The following is a 20,032-nucleotide window of genomic DNA, read 5'->3' as shown; positions in this document are numbered from 1 at the left end:
TGCTTTTGATTCATAAAGTCTTGCTTTACACAGCTTTGTTTTCTAAGTCGGCATTCAGCTTCAGCTGCTGCTCCGCAAAATCGCGGTACAGCGAATGGGATGCCATTAATTCATGGTGTGTGCCCCGTCCGGTGATTTCACCCTGTTCGACAAAGAGAAGCTGATCTGCATCCACAACCGTGGATAAACGGTGGGCGATCACAATCGTGGTCCGCCCTTCCATTAGAACTTCCAGCGCCTGCTGCACCCATTTTTCAGATTGGCTGTCCAGACTTGATGTCGCTTCATCAAGCATCAGAATGCTCGGGTTGCGAAGGAGCGCTCTGGCAATGGCGATGCGCTGGCGCTGTCCGCCTGACAGCATAATTCCCCGCTCACCGACCTCGGTTTCAAATTTCTTCGGTAAGTCTTCAATAAATTGCAGAGCGTAGGCCATGTCAGCCGCTTGCCTCAGTTCCTCATCGGTCACCTCGCGTTTTAATCCGTAGCAGATATTGTCGCGGATGGTGCCTGACATTAACGGGCTTTCTTGCGACACGTAGCCGATATGCTCCCGCCATGACTCAAGGGAATACGCATCAATCGGTTCATTTCCGAGCAGGATGCTGCCCGCAGTCGGATTGTAGAATCGTTCAAGCAGCTTAAATAACGTTGTTTTCCCGCCGCCGCTAGGTCCGACGATCGCGGTGACTTTGCCGGCCTCAATCGTAGCCGTAATGTCTTTTAAGATGGTTTGATCTGTTTTGTAGCCGAATGAGACTTGTTCAAGCTTAATCGGCTGATCCGCGTTTTCAATGGCTTTTCCGGTTTGGATATCTTCTTCTTTTTCTGCAAGAATATGAATCATCCGTTCCGTTGCGCCGACGGATTTTTGAAGCTGTGTGAAAAATGAAGTGATCTGACCCATCGGCATAATGATCTGAAACAAATACAGAATAAAGGCAACGAGTGCGCCGGCTGTCAATTCACCGGATGACACCTGCATCCCGCCGTACCCGATGACAGCGACCAGCGCCGCCATTAATACAAGTGTAATAAGCGGGCCTACGAGCGACTGCACTTTCGCTTCACGCAGCCCGAGTTTAAAGAGTGCCATGATGCCTGCTTTTCCGCGTCCGTATTCCGCTTCTTCAGCGTTTGACGCTTTTACAAGCCTGATTTCCGGGAGGATGTGGTTTAATAATCCGGTGAATCTCGCCGTTTCATCCTGTGTTTCCCGAGAAATTTTAAACATTTTCCGGCCGATCGGCACTAAAATCACCGCAGCCAGCGGCACGACGATCAGCACGAGCAATGTGAGCTTCCAGTTCATGAAAAATAAGATCGTCAGTGACCCGATAACGGAAATGATTCCGGTAATAAATCCGCTGATATTGTTTGTGATCAGCTCTTTTACCACCATTGTGTCATTGGTGACACGGCTGATCGTTTCTCCCGTGGCGTTTTTGTCAAAATAAGAGACGGGCAGTTTAATTAATTTCTGCCACAACAAATCACGCAGTCCCGAGATGATTTTCTGGCCGCTGTAGTTCAGGGCGTAGGTGGCGTAGGCGCTTAATGCGGCCTGTACGATAAACACGGCTGCGATGATTCCGATTTGCACGCCTGACAGCGACGACATGGAAAAGCCGTCAACGAGCTGCTTTGTCAACAGCGGAATCAGCAGGCTGACGAGCGTTGTCACAATACTGAGAGACAGCGCGAAGGCCAGCATACCGTATGATGGTTTTGTTTTTTTGACTAATGAAAAGAATGAGCTGAATTTCCCTTTAGGTTTTGGTTGTTTATTCGGCATATGTTTTCCTCCTATATCACTGTTTATACTATAACGGATGTGCATGAACGGAATATGAACAAAACGTATATTTTTGATAAAAACCAAAATAAACTCTATTAGTCAATATTATCAAATTCATCTGCCTCCGGTTGCGGAAATAAGGAATATTTAATTGAATGTTTAAGTTTGACAGATTAAAAACCTCACGGATCTCTCCGTGAGGTTTGTTTTACTCAGATGCTGAATGGCGTTTTGCAAGAACGTCAAGCACGTCGTCCAAAGGAAGCGACTGCTCACGCAGAAGAACGAGCAAATGATACAGCAAATCCGCCGCTTCCCATTTTAATTCTTCATGGTCGCGGTTTTTCGCGGCGATAATAACCTCTGCGGCTTCTTCGCCGACTTTTTTGAGGATTTTATCGACGCCTTCCCGAAACAGATACGTTGTGTAGGCTCCGTCAGGCATCTCCGCCTGCCGTTTGGCGATTACGCTTTCCAGTTCATTTAAGATGCCGAAACGATCCTGCGCGTCCGCTTTTTCCGGAGAAAAGCAGCTGTAGCTTCCCTTATGGCATGCGGGTCCTGAGGGCTCCGCAAGCACGACAAGAGCATCTTGATCGCAATCATAGCGGATGGCTTTCACCTTTTGGGTATTCCCCGACGTCGCTCCTTTATGCCACAGCTCCCCGCGTGAACGGCTGTAAAACCAGGTTTCTTTCGTTTCTATCGTTTTTTCGTAGGATTCACGATTCATATAAGCCAGTGTCAGTACTTCTTTGCTTGCCGCATCCTGCACGATGGCGGGAATCAGTCCGGCCTCGTCAAACCGCAGTTCATCTGCCCGTTTCATCTCACATTCACCCCGTGTTTCTTCATATAATCTTTCACTTCTTTTATAGATGTCTCTTTGTAATGGAAAATGGAAGCTGCAAGCGCGGCGTCCGCTTCACCGATCGTGAAGGCTTCAAGCATATGGCGCGCGCTGCCGGCTCCCCCTGACGCAATGACGGGCACCGGGACGGCACGTGTGACAAGCTGTGTGAGCGTATGATTAAAGCCTGTTTTCTCACCGTCTGCGTCCATGCTTGTCAGCAGGATTTCACCCGCTCCCCGGCTGACGGCTTCTTTTGCCCAGGCCGTGACTTCCCACTCGGTTTTCTTTCTCCCGCCGTGTGTGTACACTTTATAGCAATCCGAATCTTCATCATACTTTGCGTCAATCGCCGCTACGATGCATTGCGAGCCGAAAAAATCTGCTCCTTCCGTAATCAGCTCGGGGCGGAGAACGGCCGCTGTATTAACGGATACTTTATCAGCGCCGGCGCGAAGCATTCGTTTCATATCGCTTAATTGATTGATTCCGCCGCCGACCGTAAACGGAATCGCCAGTTTTGCCGCAACCTGTTCTACGACGTCCGTCATCGTCTTGCGGCCTTCGTGAGAGGCGGAAATGTCGAGAAAAACAAGTTCGTCAGCGCCCTCTCTGTCGTAAGCTTCGGCCAGCTCGACAGGATCGCCCGCATCTTTCAGCCCGAGAAATTGAATGCCTTTGACGACGCGGCCTTCTTTCACATCGAGACACGGAATGATTCGTTTCGTGATCATGCGTCCTTCACCCCGCTGAGCGCTTCGGCCAATGTAAATTGTTTTGTATACAGCGCTTTTCCGATAATCGCTCCCGATACGCCGGCGTCTTTGAAGCGGGCCAGTGCTTTGAGGTCGGCGACTGAGCTGACTCCGCCTGAAGCGATGACGGTTTTTCCCGTTGCTTTTGCGAGCTGAACGGTGCTTTCGATGTTCGGTCCTGACAGCATGCCGTCAGTTGCAATATCCGTGAAAATGAAGGTTTCCGCTCCTTCGGCCGCCAATTCACGACCCAGATCGGCCGCCCTTACCGAGGATGTTTCCAGCCAGCCTTCCGTCGAGACATATCCGTTCCTTGCATCAAGACCGATCGCGATTTTGCCGCCGTATTGTTTCAGCATGCTCTTCACAAATGCCGGATCGGAAACGGCCGAGCTGCCGAGAATGACGCGATCAACACCTTGTGATAAATAACCGTACACATCCGCTTCAGAACGGATCCCGCCGCCGATCTCGACTTTGGCATCAAGCTGCCGCGCAATGTCAAGAACATGCCTGTCGTTTACTTTCCTGCCTGCTTTCGCGCCGTCAAGATCCACGAGATGAATCCATTCGGCACCTTCGTTTGCAAATTGCGCCGCCATGTCTAAAGGAGAGTCACCGTATATCGTTTCCTTGCCGTAATCGCCTTGGATGAGGCGGACGCATTTGCCGTTTCTCATATCGATTGCCGGATATAATGTAAAAGCGTTCATTTCTTCACCTTCTGTTCCGCTGCCATTTTTGTAAATTGCGTTAAGATCGCCATTCCGGCCGTACCGCTTTTTTCCGGGTGAAACTGTGCACCGAAGACATTGCGTTTCCCGACGACGGCCGGAACACGAACGCCGTACTCAGCGCTTGCCAGAAGATCGCCGTCTTCCATCCCGTCTATATAATAGGAATGGACAAAGTAAACGAAGCCTTCTTCCGCTTCCGAAAGCAAAGGAGACGTTTGGTGAAACGTCAGCCGGTTCCAGCCCATATGCGGCACCTTCAGCTTGTTTCCTTCGGCATCTCTGTCTTTGAGTCTCACAGCTTTTCCGGCTAATAAACCGAGTCCTTTTGCAGAGCCGTTTTCGGTGCTTTCTTCGAAAATGAGCTGCATGCCGAGGCAGATGCCGAGGAGCAGCTTCCCCTCGTCAACCATACGGTGTATGAATTGATCAAGCTTCGCGCTGCGTAAATTGTCCATGGCGTCACTGAATGATCCGACACCGGGGAGAATAAAAGCATCCGCTTTTTCAAGCTCTTCCGGCCGGTCTGATACGACATACGGGACACCGACGCGTTCCAGCGCCTTCGACACGCTGAATAAATTGCCCATACCGTAATCAATTACACCGATCATTTACAGCATTCCTTTCGTAGACGGCACACCCTTGACACGCGGATCAATGGATGACGCTTCGTCCAGCGCTCTGCCAAGCGCCTTAAACACGGCTTCTATCATATGATGCGTATTCGTGCCGTATTGAACGATGACGTGCAGATTCATTCTCGCTTCCAGCGCCAGTTTCCATAAGAATTCATGTACCAGCTCAGTATCAAACGTTCCGACTTTCGCTTGCGGAAATGCAGCGCGCATCTCAAGGTGCGGCCGGTTGCTCAGGTCTACGGCGACTTGGGCGAGCGCTTCGTCCATCGGTACTAGCGCTGATCCGTACCGTTTGATCCCTTTTTTATCACCGAGCGCCTCCAAAAAAGCCTGCCCTAAGCAGATGCCGATGTCTTCAGTCGTGTGGTGATCATCTATCTCCGTATCGCCTTTTGCGTCAACAGTTAAATTGAATTGCCCGTGCTTTGTGAACAAATCAAGCATATGAGTCATAAACGGCACATCCGTGCTGATGTCGGCTTTTCCTTCTCCATCTATTTCGAAAGCCAGCTTAATATCGGTCTCATTTGTTGTTCTGGCGCGTTCCGCTTTTCTCATCGGTCATTCCTCCGTTTCTCGCTTCAATCGATCTTGCGTGCGCTTCAAGCCCTTCCAGTCTCGCGAAGGCGGAAATGCTGTCCGCGTGCGTTTCAAATGCCTTCCGGCTGTATGAGATGATGCTCGATTTCTTTTGAAAATCTGTTACATTCAACGGGCTTGAAAACCGCGCCGTTCCGTTTGTCGGCAAAACGTGATTCGGTCCGGCAAAATAATCGCCGACCGGTTCAGCGCTGTATCGCCCTAAGAAAATCGCCCCCGCGTGTCTGATGCTTCCAAGCAAAGCCTCCGGCGAATGCGTCATGATTTCTAAATGCTCGGGTGCCAGCGCATTCACCGTGTCCACTGCATCTTCCATCGATTCCGCGATATAAATGCGGCCGTGATCCTTGATCGACGCTTCGGCGATTTCTTTACGCGGCAGCGTCTGAAGCTGTTTATCCACCTCATCTGATACGGCTTCGGCAAGCTTCCGTGAGTCGGTGACAAGCACGCTTGAGCTGAGCGTATCGTGTTCGGCCTGTGAAAGCAGGTCAGCGGCGACTTCTGTGGGCACCGCCGTATCGTCTGCAAGGACCACGATTTCACTGGGCCCGGCAATCATGTCAATATCCACAACGCCGAAGACTTCGCGCTTCGCGAGTGCTACAAATATATTGCCGGGGCCCGTGATCTTATCAACAGGCTGTATCGTTTCGGTTCCGTAAGCGAGCGCGGCAATCGCCTGCGCGCCTCCCGCTTTGTAAATTTCCTTTATGCCGAGCTCAGACGCCGCCGCCAGAACGCCCGGCGAAAGGCGGCCGTCTTTTCCCGGAGGACTGACGAGTACGATCCGCTCCACTCCCGCAGCGAGAGCGGGGATGACATTCATTAAAACGGAAGACGGATAAGCGGCCGTCCCGCCCGGCACGTATACGCCCGCGGAATCGAGCGCCGTTATTTTCTGCCCGAGCATCGAGCCGTCTTTGCGATGGTAAAACCACGAGGATTGCAGCTGACGTTCGTGATATTCTTTAATATTGGCAATCGCCTTTCTGATCACTTCCAGCAGCTGATCATCAAGCAGACGGTACGCCTCGGTGACTTCCTCTGCACTCACGGCCATTTGGTTCAGGCTGATGCCGTCAAATGTTTTTGTATAGGCCAAAACGGCTTTGTCACCGTTTTGTCTGACGTCTTCAATAATCCCCCTGACGGTTTTCCGCTGCTCTTCGGTTCCGCTGTCGATGGAACGCTTCAGTGAGAACCGCTCGCTTCTTTTTACTGCGGTTATTTTCATTGTGCCGTTTCTCCTTCCACAACCCTGGCCAGCCTGGCCGCCATTTCGTCGATTACATCATCCTTCATACGGTAGCTGACCGGATTGACGATAAAACGCGATGTGATGTCACAAATATGTTCTGATTCAACGAGACCGTTTTCTTTTAATGTCCGCCCGGTTGATACGATATCTACGATTCTGTCAGCAAGCCCGATTAAAGGCGCCAATTCAATCGAACCGTTCAGCTTAATGATTTCCACCTGCTCGCCCTGCTCTCTGAAATAACTTGACGCAACATTCGGATATTTCGTCGCAATCCTCGGGGCGACTCCGTTCCAATCCGCTCCGGGAAGCCCCGCAACGGCGAGATGGCATTTGCTGATTTTCAGATCGAGCACCTCATACACGTCACGCTCTTCCTCAAGCATGACATCCTTTCCGGCAATACCGGCATCAGCGACGCCATGCTCGACATAAGTCGTGACATCCATCGGCTTTGCCAGAATAAAGCGGAGATTTTCTTCAGGAACGTCAATGATCAGCTTTCTCGATTCTTCAAACTCCTCGGGCAGCCTGTACCCGGCCTGCCGCAGCAACCCGGCCGCTTCTTCGAATATCCGTCCTTTTGGCATTGCCATTGTGAGTACCTTACCCATTCTGCTCTTCCTTTCTGGCACCGATAAAGTATGTGACGTTTGCGAATGATTTTGTCATATGATCGATATTTTCAATGCCCGCCAGATCCTGCAGGACGACTTTTCTGCCTCTCGCCCTTTCTTCCTCCGCGAATAAAATGGCCTGCGCCCGCTGCTCCTTGCTGAAAATCACGGCGTCCGCTTCACTAGTTTCTTCCTGGATGCCGAGCGCTTCAATCAGCCTGTCGATACGGAGCCCGAAACCCGTGGCGGGAGCGGGACTGCCGAAATGGCCGAGAAGATTGTTATAGCGTCCGCCGCTTCCGATGACAAAACCGACATTTGCCGCATACACTTCGAATAAAATTCCCGTGTAATAACTCATATGGCTTACCATATTCAGATCAAGGCGAATATGCTCGGCACATCCGTAATCCTCAAGAATGTCCCACAGGTCTTCCAGCTCCTGAATCAAGCTTTGTCCGGAGATGCCGATGATCTCCTCCGCTTTGGCGCAGATCTCTTTCCCGCCTCGCAATTCCAGAAGTGCGAGCAGCCGGCTTTTATCTATTGAAGAAAGCGGAAGCGATTTGACATGTTCCCTGTATCCCACGTAATTCTTTTCAAAGAGAAAGCGCCGCAGAACATCCGCCCGCTCGGCATTGCCCAGAACCTCGACAAACAGCTCATCAGCGAGTCCGGCATGGCCGATCGCGATTTTAAACCGGTGCAATCCCGCGTTTTTCAAAGCGCCGGCCGCCAGCGCAATCACCTCGGCGTCCGCGCTTGTTGATCCGTCGCCGATCAGCTCCGCGCCGACCTGTTCGAATTCGGCCGGACGTCCGCCTTCCCGCTCCTGAGCGCGATAGACGCTTGCCGCGTACCCCGCTCTGAGCGGATGATTGTGTTTGTGCAGCTTAGACGCCGCCACCCTGGCAATCGGTCCGGTCATGTCAGGCCGAAGCACAAGCGTTTTTCCGTCCTGATCGAGAAGCTTAAACAGCTGCTGTTCTTCAATGGCTGACTGGACGCCTACTGTTTCATAAAATTCAAGGGTCGGCGTCTCCATAAACTGATAACCCCATTTATCAATTAAATCCGTCAGTGTGGAACGGACTTTTTTCTTGGCTTCGTATAAACCGGGCAGCGTATCTCTCATGCCATGCGGTTTCTCAAACATAAACATTTGCCTTTTACACCTCCGCTTTGTCTGAAGGAAAATTCCGAATCCTTTAGTTCGCTAATATGATAATATGTTAGCAGATAAAAGAATGAATTGCAACGCCCAATGTCCGCCTATTCTTTTCCATAAACATGGCTAAAGAATGAACAAACCTGTAAACATATCGGAACGATCGAATCATATTGAGCAGAAGTGCTATAATACATAGAATAGCTTCAACAGAAACAAGGGAGAAGAATTGATAATGAAGACGCTTGGAACATTATGTGTGCTGATTCTGACAGCCGTCCTTGTCTATCTGGGATATAACATCTATACAAACGATATTCATTTGAATTTTTTCAATCAGCAGTCCGACGAGCCTGATGAGAAAACACCGTTAAAAGGGAGCGCGTCACCGCTGAATGTCGTTCTGTACAGACAGATGGATTCTCCCAGACTTTACAATGGCTGTGAGGTGACAAGCCTTGCCATGATTTTGAACAATGCCGGATATCATGTATCAAAAAATACATTGGCGGATAAAATCAATAAAGTTCCGCTCACATACAGCAGCGGGCTGAAGGGAGATCCGAATGAAGGATTTGCCGGAGATATGGAAAACGGCCCGGGTTTAGGCGTTTATCATGAGCCGATTGATAAACTTGCCAAAGAATATGCGGGAAACAAAGTATACGATCTGACGGGAAAAGACATTTCTTCAGTGTACCGCCAGCTTGAAAAAGGGCGGCCGGTCTGGGTGATTACCACCACATCCTTTAAGCCGGTTGATAATATGCAGACTTGGAATACGCCGAACGGAAAGATCGACGTTACGTTCAGCATGCATAGCGTAGCCGTCACCGGTTATGATCACGATTATGTATACGTCAATGATCCCTACGGCTATAAAAACAGAAAAACAGATCGGTCTGACTTTGAAAAAGCCTGGAAGCAGATGGGCAGCCAGGCCATTGTGATCAAGTCATAAAAAAACCCCGCTGACGTTAATCAGCGGGGTTTTCCCATTCGTTCTTTCATTTCTTCGTCCGTATAGATCACCTGCATCGGATTTCCTCCGACAAACGCCCCGGCCGGGACATCTTTGTGCACCAGCGTGCCGGCTGATACAACGGCTCCGCTCCCGATGGTGACGCCGGGCAGAATGGTTGTGTTTGCCCCGATCATCACCTCGTCACCGATTGTGACAAAACCGGTCCGGTACTCATGTATTAAATATTCATGAGCCAAAATCGTCGTATTGTAGCCGATGATGCTGTTTTTTCCGACAGTGATTTTTTCGGGAAACATGATATCCGGCATCACCATCAGCGCGAATGACGTCTTTTTTCCGACATTCATTTTCAAAAAGGTTCGGTACAGCCAGTTTTTCACGCTTAAAAACGGCGTATACCTTGCGATCTGAATGATGATGAAATTTTTCATCACCTTCAGAAAGGGAACCGTCTGATAAACATGCCACAATGAATTTGCACCTGAAACCGGATGGCGGTCTGTTTTTCTCACGGATTACTTCACTCCGGTGATGTGCAATAAATCACTCATTTTCTCGAGCATATAATCGGGTTCATAGGCGGAAAGCGTCTGTGCGCCTTTAATCGTCCACGCGACGCCGGCTGTTTTCGTGCCGGCGTTTTTTCCCGCCATGACATCGTGATAATTGTCACCGACCATTATGGCTTCCGACGGATCGCACCCAAGCCAGCTGAGCGCAAGCCGCACAGGCTCGGGGTCAGGCTTCGGATGCTTTACATCATCAAGCGTGACGACAGTATCGAAAAACGCCCCGATGCCTGTCAGCTTCAATCCCATATTGACTGTATCCCTCAGCTTTGTGGTGACAATCCCGAGCTGATAGCCCGCTTTTTTCAATTCATCCAGCGTTTCATAAACCGTTTCGTACTCCGTGACGAGCTCATCGTGCTTTTCATGGTTGAATGCTCTGTACATGCTGATCATCTCATCGCACTTTTCAGCATTAATGCCTGAAAACGTTTCATACAGAGGCGGGCCGATAAACGGAAGCACATCTTCCCTTTTAAACTGCCCCGGGCAATAATGATCAAGCGTATGAAGGTAAGAAGCGATAATCAGTTCATTCGTGTCAATCAGCGTGCCGTCGAGATCAAATAAAATGGCGGTTACACGTTTATCAGTCATCTTATGTCCTTTCCGATTTCAGACGTCAGTCCGTGTCGGCATACCGCTGATCGGCATACCCCTTCATGCGTCTGAAAATCATTAAAATAAACGCAAGTACAATCAGCACAATGGAAATGACCTGCGCGATCCGAAGCTGGCTCGTAAGCATCAGGCTGTCCGTCCGCATTCCCTCAATAAAGTATCTGCCGATCGAATACCAGATCACATACGTCAAAAACAGATTGCCCCTGCGCAGGTTCACGCGGCGGAGCAGAAGCAGAATCACGACGCCCGCAAAACTCCACAGCGATTCATACAAAAACGTCGGGTGATAATATTGTCCGTCTATGTACATCTGATTAATGATGAAATCCGGAAGATGCAGACTTTCCAAAAATGACCGGCTGACCGCTTCACCGTGAGCCTCTTGGTTGATAAAGTTCCCCCAGCGCCCGATGGCCTGGCCAAGCAGAATACTCGGCGCGGCAATATCCGCCAGCTTCCAGAATGAGATGCCTCTTATTTTTGAAAAGACGATTCCCGTCGCGATTGCGCCGATTAATCCGCCGTGAATCGCGATGCCGCCTTTCCAAATTTTAATGATTTCCCCGGGGTGTTCCGAGTAATAGCTCCACTCGAAAAGCACATAATATGCCCTTGCGCAAATGATTGCGATCGGGATGGCGAAAAGAACAAGATCAATAAAAATGTCCTTTTTCAGCCCCCGCTTTTCACTCTCCCTCATGGCCATCCAAAGCCCTAATAACGCGCCCGCGCCGATAATGATTCCGTACCAGTGCACGGATAATGGCCCGAGCTGAAAGGCAATCGGATTGATTGGTGTTCCTGCTTCATTCATATCATTGCCAACTCCTATTCGTCTTGTTCGCCGTCTTCAATGACATCCGCCAGCTTATTCGTGAATTGCTCGGCAGCATTTAAGCCCATCCGCTTCAATCTGAAGTTCATCGCCGCAACTTCGATAATAACGGCGAGATTCCGCCCCGGGCGGACAGGAATGGTCAGTTTTGTAATTTCCGTATCAATGATTTTCATTTTTTCTTCTTCAAGTCCGAGACGGTCGTATTGTTTCCCTTGCTCCCAAAGCTCAAGGTCCATGACGATTGTAATTCTTTTATTGCTTCTGACGGCGCCCGCTCCGAACAGCGTCATGACATTTATAATGCCGAGCCCCCTGATTTCGAGCAGATGCTCAATCAGATCAGGCGCGTTCCCGACAAGGGTATCCTGATCCTCCTGCCGGATTTCAACGCAGTCATCCGCGACAAGACGATGGCCTCGTTTGACAAGCTCCAGCGCTGTTTCACTTTTACCGACGCCGCTTTTTCCCGTAATGAGCACGCCGACGCCGTATATATCCACAAGCACGCCGTGAATGGCCGTTGTCGGCGCGAGACGGCTCTCAAGAAAATTCGTCAGTCTGCTTGACAGCCTGGTTGTTTTCAGAGGGGATCTGAGCACAGGCACGCCGTTTTGCTCAGAAGCTTCTACAAGCTCCGGCGGGATCGGCATATCTCTGGAAAGTATGATAGCCGGCGTCACATCGGTGCACAGCGATTTCATCCGCTGTTTCTTATCTTCCTCGGGAAGCTGATCGAAAAATGACAGCTCCGTTTTTCCTAAAAGCTGCACCCGTTCTCTCGGGTAATATGTAAAATAACCGGCGATTTCAATACCGGGCCGTGATAAATCACTCATCGTAATCGGGCGGTTAATCCCTTCTTCTCCGCTGATCAATTCTAAATGGAACTGCTCCATTACGTCTTTGGTCCGAACCTTTGCCAAGATATGTTCCTCCTGTTCTGGGATGTTCCGAGCTTTGAACAGTTATATTTTATCACTTTACCGTCTGAACCAAAACAGATTTATACAATTCCGGCATAACTGGTATAGATAACTAGTCTGAAAAGGAGTAAAATAAAACTAACAACTAACCAGAAAGGCGTGTTTTAAAGTGGCTGAAAGCTTGTTAATCAGCGGTGCGGACATCGTAACAGAAGAAGAAATCATCCGAAACGGATTTCTTGGTATAAAGAACGGCATCATTTCTTACGCGGGGAAAACAAGACCGCAAGAAACGTATGAGAAGGAATGGAAGGCGCCCGCGGGCTCGTATGCGCTTCCCGGAATGATTGATATTCATATTCACGGCGGATACGGCGCGGATACGATGGATGCTGATGTTGCAGCACTTGATACAATGTCCGCCCGGCTGCCCGAAGAAGGAACAACCTCTTTTCTAGCGACAACAATCACACAGCAGCACGAAAACATTGAAAAAGCGCTCGTCAACGCCAAAGAATGGACGTCTTCCTCACCGCAGGCCCAAAAAGGCGCTGAGTTGATCGGCATTCATTTAGAAGGACCATTTGTCTCTCCGAAAAAGGCGGGAGCACAGCCGAAACAATGGATTACTCCTGCTGATGCCGGGCTCTTTCAGAAATGGGAGCGGCTCTCGGGAGGGATGATCAAAATTGTGACGCTTGCGCCGGAAGAAGATCCTGATTTCAGCCTGATCCGTTATTTAAAAGACCAAAACATCATCCCGTCAATGGGACACACAGACGCAGGAGCCGAGCTTTTACAAAAAGCGGCGGATGCCGGGGCGGTGCATATGACGCACCTCTTCAACGCCATGAGCTCCTTTCATCATCGTGAGCCGGGGGGCATCGGTACGGCTCTCGCCTGCGGCCGCATCACGGCGGAGCTGATCACCGACGGCATTCATTCCCATCCTTTGGCCGTTAAGCTTGCCTATTTGGCGAAAGGAAGCAAAAACCTGATCATGATTACAGACTCCATGCGGGCAAAAGGGCTTAAGGACGGAGAATACGAATTCGGCGGACAAAAAGTCACCGTTCGCGGGGACACGGCGCTTCTCTCTGACGGGACGCTGGCCGGTTCCATTTTAAAAATGAATGAAGGCGCAGCGCTCATGCGCAGGTTTACAAACTGCTCATGGCTGGATATAGCAAATATGACATCGGCAAATGCGGCCCGCCGCCTCGGCATATTCGACCGTAAAGGAAGCATCGCCGAAGGAAAAGACGCCGACGTTGTTCTGACGGACGGACAGTGCGGCGTGCTGGCAACGATTTGCCGCGGAAACACCGCATATATCTCAAGGGAGGCTGATTGGACATGAACGTTATCACATGCAGACATTATGAAGAATTAAGTGAAAAAGCCGCATCGATTATCGCTGAAACAGTGAAACAAAAGCCGGATGCCGTTCTCGGCCTTGCGACGGGAGGCACTCCTGAAGGCGTATACAAAGAACTTGTGCGGATGCACCGCTCAGAGGGCTTGTCATTCCGAAATGTCACGACGATCAACCTTGATGAATACGCCGGGCTTTCTCCCGAGGACAAAAACAGCTATCATTATTATATGAATACACATTTTTTTGCACATATCGACAGCCGAAAGGACCGCCACTTTCTCCCTGACGGACGGGCAGACGATCTTGATGCCGAATGCGGACGCTATGACCGATTGATTCAAACACTCGGCGGAGCGGATATACAGCTTTTAGGCATCGGACACAACGGCCATATCGGCTTTAATGAACCCGGGACGCCATTTGAATCCCGAACCCATGTCGTTGAGCTGAATGAAGAGACAAGACAGGCGAATGCGCGGTACTTTCCGTCAATTGATCAAGTCCCTGTAAAAGCCCTGACAATGGGGATCGGGACGATTTTGTCCGGCAAACGGATTTTGATCATGGCATCCGGAAAAAGCAAGGCCCAAGCGGTGAAGCAGCTTCTGGACGGGCGCCTCAGCGAAGCATTCCCCGCCTCCGCCCTGCACGCGCATCCGGATGTGACGGTCTTGATTGATGAAAAGGCTGCGGGCGGCGATTGAAAGGATTTGACCTATGCAGATTGATAAACAATCTCCGATTCCGATTTACTTTCAGATTATGGAACAATTAAAAACACAAATCAAAAACGGCGAGCTGAAAGCGGATGCGCTGCTTCCGTCGGAGCGGGAATACGCCGAACAATTCGGCATCAGCCGAATGACGGTGCGCCAGGCGCTTTCCAATCTGGTGAATGAAGGATTTTTATACAGGCAGAAAGGCCGGGGAACGTTCGTCAGCAAACTGAAGATGGAACAGCCGCTTCAAGGGCTGACAAGCTTTACGGAAGATATGAGAAGCCGGGGCATGAAGCCGGGGAGCAGACTTGCCGAATACCAGCTGATTCAGGCGACGGAAGAATTATCTTCTATCCTGGGATGCGGCTATCCGGCAACGCTTCATAAAATCATCCGCGTCCGGCTGGCAAATGATATCCCGATGGCGATCGAGGCCTCGTACATCCCGTTTGACAAGGCGGGAAAACTGGACGCCTCCCATTTTCAATCATCCATGTATGAGCATATTGAAGCGTACAATCAGATGCCGATCTCACGGGCAAAACAAGAGCTTGAACCGGGAGCCGCTTCCGAGGAAGAAGCTGAGCTGCTCGGTATCCAGCCCGGCGCCCCCGTCCTCTATATCAAGCGGACCACTTATCTGCAGGACGGCACTGCCTTTGAGCACGTCAAATCCGCCTACAGAGGCGACCGCTACACATTCGTGCATTATATGGACAGGGTGAAATGAAACATCTCCAACCGTTACGGGTTGGAGAATGTTTTTTTGATCTGCCATTTTCAAATCAAGCCGGTGAATGTTCTCTATGACTCTGTCAAAACGAAGAGGCTGTGGTTCTGGTATCTATTTTTATAAAGAAAAGAGTAATAAAATGCTACCCTCTGTTTTGGACAATATACGGAACCTGCTTTGAAACCAGCAGCAGCGGTTCTTTGTTTTTATGAGCCAGCGAAAACATGATTGCGCCTTCAATCATCGAGTTGATTGTCACCCCGAGCTTCTCCGCTTCCTCTTGTTCAAACCCATGCTCAAGAAATTTTGCCGCAAACACATCCGTCCACTTCTTGAACACCTCAACACATGTGCATCTTAACGTTTCATTGATCAGAGCGGTCTCACCCGCCAGCAATCCAACCGGCACGCCCTCAATATTCTGCGGATCATTAAACTGTTCAGCCGTTACATGAATAAAGTGCTGAATCGCTTCTATAGGGTCCGCGAATTGAGACATACTATTCTGTATTTGCTTTTCAACGCATCTTCCCGTATATTTGATCGCCGCAATGGCGAGTTCTGCTTTTCCGTTTGGAAAGTGATGATACACAGACCCTCTGGGTGCTCCGCTCTCTTTTATAATTTGATTCAAACCAGTCGCATGGTATCCCTGAATCTGAAAAAGATATGCAGAGGTTTGAATAATTCTTTCTTTTGTCCCGGTTTTACTGTTCATTATGTTTCCTCCTGCATATTACGAAAACCAATCGATTTTAGTATAGAAAAGGGACATAAAAAAGTCAAAAGCACTTATCACAGCAGGGCGCCGCCATTTACGCACAGAAAAAATCCTGCTGACCGTCAGATTTTCTTCTGGACGATCAGCAGGCTGTATTTTTTTCGTTATGGGTTTGAGGCATGCCTGAAATCAAACTGATCCGGAGCCGGGCGATACGGCGTATTTCCCGTTTTGAACATCCACAACGGTGATATTGTTTTGCCGTTGTACGGGTCCTTCAAGACGGTGTACCAGTAATAAACGGAATCAGGCTGCAGGCCGTCCCAGACCCAATTTGCGGTTTTTCCGCTTTTTACGTGTTTTTTATGACCGAGCAGTTCGTTCGTATAGACGTTGCATTCAAAATAATCGGTCGCTACCCTTTTCCTCTTCGGCTGTAAATCCATTTCTGCTGAGAATTCGTCTTTATCAGCGAACAGATCGGTGTCATAGTAATTGATGTCATCCGTGTACGGCGAGTAGGAGAACATGTGAACCTGATTGGCGGCCTGATCGAATTGCATCATGCGCATAAAGCCCTGCCCCCCTTCCGGACCGTCCTGGTAGTCGGTCAGAATTTGGTGGACGAGGCGGTCCGGTTTTCCGTCTCCGTCATCGTCAAGCGCATCGGTTTTTTTCATGGCGTTATGGTAATGGCCGCTTAATACCATCGCCACATTGCGATTCGGCTTGACGATTTTTCGATAGATCGTTTCCCCGATCGGGCTTCGATTTCCGCTCACAAGCAAGTACTCATGAAAGCATAAGATGGCGGTTCGGTCCGGATACCGCTTTAGCACTTGATTGATCCAGTCAATCTCTTGTTCCGCAATGCCCCAGCCCATATAAATCATAATAAAATCGTTCCCGCTTGCCGACAGCAGGTCATAATGCCCGCGGTTATTTTTGTATGATCCGCCGTAATGCATGTTCTGTTCAAACCGACGGCTCCCGAAGAAATCCCCGAAGGTTCGGTATGTGCCGTCTTTATGGCCGACGTCGTGATTGCCTGCAAGCACTCCGTACGGAATCCCCGCCTTGTCAAGCGTCCGCATGGAGTGATCGGCGTTTTTCCACTGTTTCATCACCATTGAATCATCGACGATATCACCGGTATGAAAGACATATTTAATATTGTGCTTTTCCTTATTTTCTTTGATCCACTCCGTCATTTTGTCAAAAATGTGCGGGTGCCCTTGTGCGTAATACTGTGTATCCGACATCCAGACAAACGTGTAATTGCCTTTCGCCGGTATTTGATCCTGCACGATGACATTCATTTTTGAGTTCTTCACCACATCCGCTGCGGAAACGGCGGCTTTTAATGTAAACGGCTTTTTATCTTTGGCAAGAACGCTGTCCGCCTCCTGCCAACGGCTTGTCCGGTAATTCCAAATATACATGGTTACCTTTCGGCCAGGGAGAGAGCTTCCTTTCCAGACCGCCTCGGCCAGATCCGTTTCGTCGATAGACGGGTCAACGGAGACTTCGAATCGGTGATAAGGAAAACGCTCCATACTTTCCGCCGAAACGGTTTTTCCGTCATTTGCCGAGATGCGGTTCATTTCCGGCAGGGTAAACGGCATTTCATTTTCTTTTATGCCCCTCGGCGGTTCCGTTAATGAGGCGTGTTTATACACTTTCACGCTGCCCGGATTCCGCGCGGTATAACGGAAGCCGCGATAAAATGATACATTCATGTCATCCTTCGTCGGGTCTTTTACCCGGACGGACAGCTTTGCTTTGTGGGAGCCGATTTTTTGATCGGCAAGCTCCGGCTGGTTCGGCTCCTCCCGTTTGATATGGAAGGTGCGGACGGACGTTGTTTCATTTCCGGCAAGGTCTGCCGCAATGATAGTAAGGGTATGTTTTCCGGGCTTGAGATCGGCTGATGACGTGTGATGGGGGAGCGTAATGCTTTCTCCGTCCAAAAACGCTTTGACCTCTTCCACTTTGCTCCATTTGTCACGGATGTCCGCATTCAGCTCAACATTACCTTTCAGCGCCGCGCCTTCTTTGATACCCGGGACAATCTTCGGCCCCGTATTGTCCACCCGCACAGATTGGCTCAGCTGCTCCTCACCGTCGCTAACAAAAATATGGTGATAGCCTTCAGAAAGCTTCGCCGTGTTCCACGGCAGCAGCCGTGACGTAAACAAATGATCCGGCAGGCTGAATGAGAAGGTCTTCTGCTGATTCGCCCGCCTGCCGTCACCGATAAACAGCTGCTCAGCCGGATCCGTCTTCCCGTCTTTGATCACCGTTCCGTCCGAAAGCACCAGACGGGCATGTTTCACGACAAAATCATCCCGATTCTCTCCCGTGTCATACGGAGAAACCTTTGAGCCCGAACGGATGGATACTTTCTGCGTTTTGCCCCCTTTTTGCAGCAGACGTTCCGGAAGGAGAACCGAGTGCGTTCTGTAGCGGTGAGACGGATCGTCAAAAATGTGCAGCACCTCATTTTCCATTATGACGGTGTTTTGAAAATAAAGATTCGTTTTCCGGGCATCGAAGGCGAAATAGACCTCTTTTTCCAGCGCCGGCCGGGTCTCCTGCCGCTTGCCGTCAATCCACAGCTTGATCTTATCGGCGCTGACGTCGGAAGTCGCTTTGAGCAGATAGGTGCCGGATATCGTATCTTCGGGTTCAACATTCATTCTGAGTCCGTGTGATTTGCTCGTCTGTTCAATGTCAATCATCTTGATGGGCGTTTTTGCTTCATTTTCTCCATCACTGGCTGCGATATAATACTCAAGCTGATCCTGGCCGAGCAGTTCCGGGGAATAAAGAATGTGATGGTATAAGCTGTCGTTGCGGTCTTTTTCGGCCAGAATTCGTTTGAATGGTTTTTTCTCATTGGTCCGGTAATAAAACGCGGCTGTTTTGACAAGGTTTTTGTCTTTTATGTCAGCCTTTAATTCAATGCTTTCAGCGGGCCGGACGGGCTTTCTGTCTGTAAGGTCTTCGATGACCGGTTTTTCCTTGTCGGGTTTTATCACCCTTTTCTGCTGCGGAATCTGCGCCTGAAAAACGGAGCCCGGTGACGGCTTATGCTCGCTCGTGGAGATCTTCAGCAATTCTCCCGTTCCGTTCAGCGGGTATTTGTACAGCAAAGAAGTCAGCCGGCGGAAAGCGTGTTTCCGGTATTGCGCTGAGGCGATATCCTTGCCGGTATTTGTCGACAGCACCACCGTACGCGGGCGGCCGTTGGACATTCCGTCCGTCCCTTCGATGACGGCGAGATGTTTTCCCTCCTTCAGGCGTGTCCCGTAATAGCGGTTGAAATCATCTATCGTCAGTTCTGATGCGGCGCGCCTCAGCCAAAACACGTAAGTCCCGCCTGACGGAATGACGGTATCTTCTTTCGGCCTCCATATCATGTCTGATTCCGGCCCTTCCTTCGGATAGCGGTAGCGGATGTGATAGTCTTTAAAATGAATGGGCCTGTCCGTCGTGTTATACACCTCGATAAATTCATAGGCATCAGCGCCGTCTTCATTTTTCGTATCAACCGCAAGCTCCGTAATCATCAGCTCGGGAATATGATTCAAATCAGCTTGATAGCCGTCCAGCTTCAGCCGCTTTTTCTCCGATTCCGCCCGCTGTCTGCCGTTGGTGAAAACGAGGTAATATTCCAATTCTCCATTCCAGATATCCCGTTTTGAAACCTGGGCCGTAAACAGCCGGATTGCGCCTGGCGCGGGCTCCATCGGCACCATTTTAAACCCCAGCTCATTGCTTTGTTTATAAAAAAGAAACGCCGAAAACGCTTGATAGTCAGCATTCCGTACATGAGCCTGTATGAACAGGTTTCTTTTCATTTCCGCCTTTACTTCGATTTGGGGAGGATTCTCCAGAAGCGGTATGTAATGAGGCGGCTGTCCGAATTCCTGCTGATTCACGGGGATTGCCGATTCTTTGCGCGCCGCATCCGCAGAAGGACTTACACAAAGCAAACCAATCAGAAAAAAGAGCGTCATCACAAGTTTCATCTCATTACCTCCCTATGCATTATGTTGCGTCAGGAGGCTGCCGCTTATGTAAATCACACATAAAAAAGCTGCCCTCTCGGGACA

The 20,032-nt window shown here is 49.9% G+C and carries 19 protein-coding genes; 4 read left to right on the top strand and 15 right to left on the bottom strand.

Features of this window, described 5'->3' with window-relative positions; translation table 11 throughout:
• Window positions 1-25: 25 nt before the first annotated feature.
• The 9 genes from G9F50_RS02665 to G9F50_RS02625 form a co-directional block, all read right to left on the bottom strand.
• The gene (locus G9F50_RS02665) at window positions 26-1,795 is read right to left on the bottom strand and encodes an ABC transporter ATP-binding protein (protein ID WP_007407428.1); all 1,770 of its coding nucleotides are present in this window, start codon (window positions 1,793-1,795) and stop codon (window positions 26-28) included.
• 211 nt (window positions 1,796-2,006) lie between these two features.
• A complete protein-coding gene (hisIE, locus tag G9F50_RS02660; RefSeq protein WP_007407429.1) occupies window positions 2,007-2,627 on the bottom strand; it encodes a bifunctional phosphoribosyl-AMP cyclohydrolase/phosphoribosyl-ATP diphosphatase HisIE in 621 nt (206 codons plus the stop codon).
• The gene (gene hisF, locus G9F50_RS02655; protein ID WP_007407430.1) at window positions 2,624-3,382 is read right to left on the bottom strand and encodes an imidazole glycerol phosphate synthase subunit HisF; all 759 of its coding nucleotides are present in this window, start codon (window positions 3,380-3,382) and stop codon (window positions 2,624-2,626) included. Before hisF ends, hisIE begins: the two co-directional genes overlap by 4 nt.
• A complete protein-coding gene (gene hisA / locus G9F50_RS02650; protein WP_020956401.1) occupies window positions 3,379-4,116 on the bottom strand; it encodes a 1-(5-phosphoribosyl)-5-[(5-phosphoribosylamino)methylideneamino]imidazole-4-carboxamide isomerase in 738 nt (245 codons plus the stop codon). Before hisA ends, hisF begins: the two co-directional genes overlap by 4 nt.
• A complete protein-coding gene (hisH, locus tag G9F50_RS02645; protein WP_007407432.1) occupies window positions 4,113-4,751 on the bottom strand; it encodes an imidazole glycerol phosphate synthase subunit HisH in 639 nt (212 codons plus the stop codon). Before hisH ends, hisA begins: the two co-directional genes overlap by 4 nt.
• Window positions 4,752-5,336 (bottom strand): imidazoleglycerol-phosphate dehydratase HisB, encoded by a 585-nt coding sequence (gene hisB, locus G9F50_RS02640; protein WP_060562509.1) that lies wholly within the window; start codon window positions 5,334-5,336, stop codon window positions 4,752-4,754.
• A complete protein-coding gene (hisD, locus tag G9F50_RS02635) occupies window positions 5,302-6,615 on the bottom strand; it encodes a histidinol dehydrogenase (protein ID WP_060562508.1) in 1,314 nt (437 codons plus the stop codon). Before hisD ends, hisB begins: the two co-directional genes overlap by 35 nt.
• Window positions 6,612-7,253 (bottom strand): ATP phosphoribosyltransferase, encoded by a 642-nt coding sequence (gene hisG / locus G9F50_RS02630; RefSeq protein WP_012118547.1) that lies wholly within the window; start codon window positions 7,251-7,253, stop codon window positions 6,612-6,614. Before hisG ends, hisD begins: the two co-directional genes overlap by 4 nt.
• Window positions 7,246-8,418, bottom strand: a complete 1,173-nt coding sequence (locus G9F50_RS02625) for an ATP phosphoribosyltransferase regulatory subunit (RefSeq protein WP_007407436.1) — start codon at window positions 8,416-8,418, stop codon at window positions 7,246-7,248. Before G9F50_RS02625 ends, hisG begins: the two co-directional genes overlap by 8 nt.
• A gap of 241 nt (window positions 8,419-8,659) precedes the next feature.
• Between G9F50_RS02625 and G9F50_RS02620 the strand changes: the two genes are divergently transcribed.
• The gene (locus G9F50_RS02620; RefSeq protein WP_012118548.1) at window positions 8,660-9,385 is read left to right on the top strand and encodes a C39 family peptidase; all 726 of its coding nucleotides are present in this window, start codon (window positions 8,660-8,662) and stop codon (window positions 9,383-9,385) included.
• Between the two features lie 20 nt (window positions 9,386-9,405).
• Here the strand turns inward: G9F50_RS02620 and G9F50_RS02615 are convergent, their stop codons facing one another.
• The 4 genes from G9F50_RS02615 to hprK are packed head-to-tail and all read right to left on the bottom strand — an operon-like array spanning window position 9,406 to window position 12,363.
• A complete protein-coding gene (locus G9F50_RS02615) occupies window positions 9,406-9,921 on the bottom strand; it encodes an acyltransferase (RefSeq protein ID WP_060562507.1) in 516 nt (171 codons plus the stop codon).
• A 3-nt stretch (window positions 9,922-9,924) separates the two neighbouring features.
• The gene (ppaX, locus tag G9F50_RS02610; RefSeq protein ID WP_060562506.1) at window positions 9,925-10,575 is read right to left on the bottom strand and encodes a pyrophosphatase PpaX; all 651 of its coding nucleotides are present in this window, start codon (window positions 10,573-10,575) and stop codon (window positions 9,925-9,927) included.
• Between the two features lie 25 nt (window positions 10,576-10,600).
• Window positions 10,601-11,416, bottom strand: a complete 816-nt coding sequence (gene lgt, locus G9F50_RS02605; protein WP_060562505.1) for a prolipoprotein diacylglyceryl transferase — start codon at window positions 11,414-11,416, stop codon at window positions 10,601-10,603.
• 14 nt (window positions 11,417-11,430) lie between these two features.
• Window positions 11,431-12,363 carry an HPr(Ser) kinase/phosphatase gene (hprK, locus tag G9F50_RS02600; RefSeq protein ID WP_003151456.1) on the bottom strand — a complete coding sequence of 311 codons (933 nt, stop codon included), beginning with the start codon at window positions 12,361-12,363 and terminating at the stop codon, window positions 11,431-11,433.
• 169 nt (window positions 12,364-12,532) lie between these two features.
• On the opposite strand from hprK, the gene nagA reads away from it, so the two are divergent.
• The 3 genes from nagA to G9F50_RS02585 are packed head-to-tail and all read left to right on the top strand — an operon-like array spanning window position 12,533 to window position 15,190.
• Window positions 12,533-13,723: an N-acetylglucosamine-6-phosphate deacetylase gene (gene nagA / locus G9F50_RS02595; RefSeq protein ID WP_060562504.1), complete on the top strand. Its 1,191-nt coding sequence runs from the start codon at window positions 12,533-12,535 to the stop codon at window positions 13,721-13,723.
• Window positions 13,720-14,445, top strand: a complete 726-nt coding sequence (nagB, locus tag G9F50_RS02590; protein ID WP_060562503.1) for a glucosamine-6-phosphate deaminase — start codon at window positions 13,720-13,722, stop codon at window positions 14,443-14,445. The genes nagA and nagB overlap by 4 nt, the downstream gene beginning before the upstream one ends.
• Window positions 14,446-14,458: 13 nt before the next feature.
• Complete coding sequence (locus G9F50_RS02585) at window positions 14,459-15,190, top strand: GntR family transcriptional regulator (protein ID WP_012118554.1); 732 nt, start codon at window positions 14,459-14,461, stop codon at window positions 15,188-15,190.
• Window positions 15,191-15,335: 145 nt separating this feature from the next.
• Here the strand turns inward: G9F50_RS02585 and G9F50_RS02580 are convergent, their stop codons facing one another.
• Both G9F50_RS02580 and G9F50_RS02575 read right to left on the bottom strand, forming a co-directional pair.
• Complete coding sequence (locus tag G9F50_RS02580) at window positions 15,336-15,911, bottom strand: TetR/AcrR family transcriptional regulator (RefSeq protein WP_015418312.1); 576 nt, start codon at window positions 15,909-15,911, stop codon at window positions 15,336-15,338.
• A gap of 167 nt (window positions 15,912-16,078) precedes the next feature.
• Window positions 16,079-19,948, bottom strand: a complete 3,870-nt coding sequence (locus G9F50_RS02575; protein ID WP_060562502.1) for a metallophosphoesterase — start codon at window positions 19,946-19,948, stop codon at window positions 16,079-16,081.
• Between the last annotated feature and the right edge of the window lie 84 nt (window positions 19,949-20,032).

The organism is Bacillus sp. EKM206B (assembly GCF_011066015.1).
GTDB classification, from domain to species: domain Bacteria; phylum Bacillota; class Bacilli; order Bacillales; family Bacillaceae; genus Bacillus; species Bacillus velezensis.
Note: the sequence above shows the minus strand (reverse complement) of the source record. Positions and strands in the feature narration are given on the sequence as shown.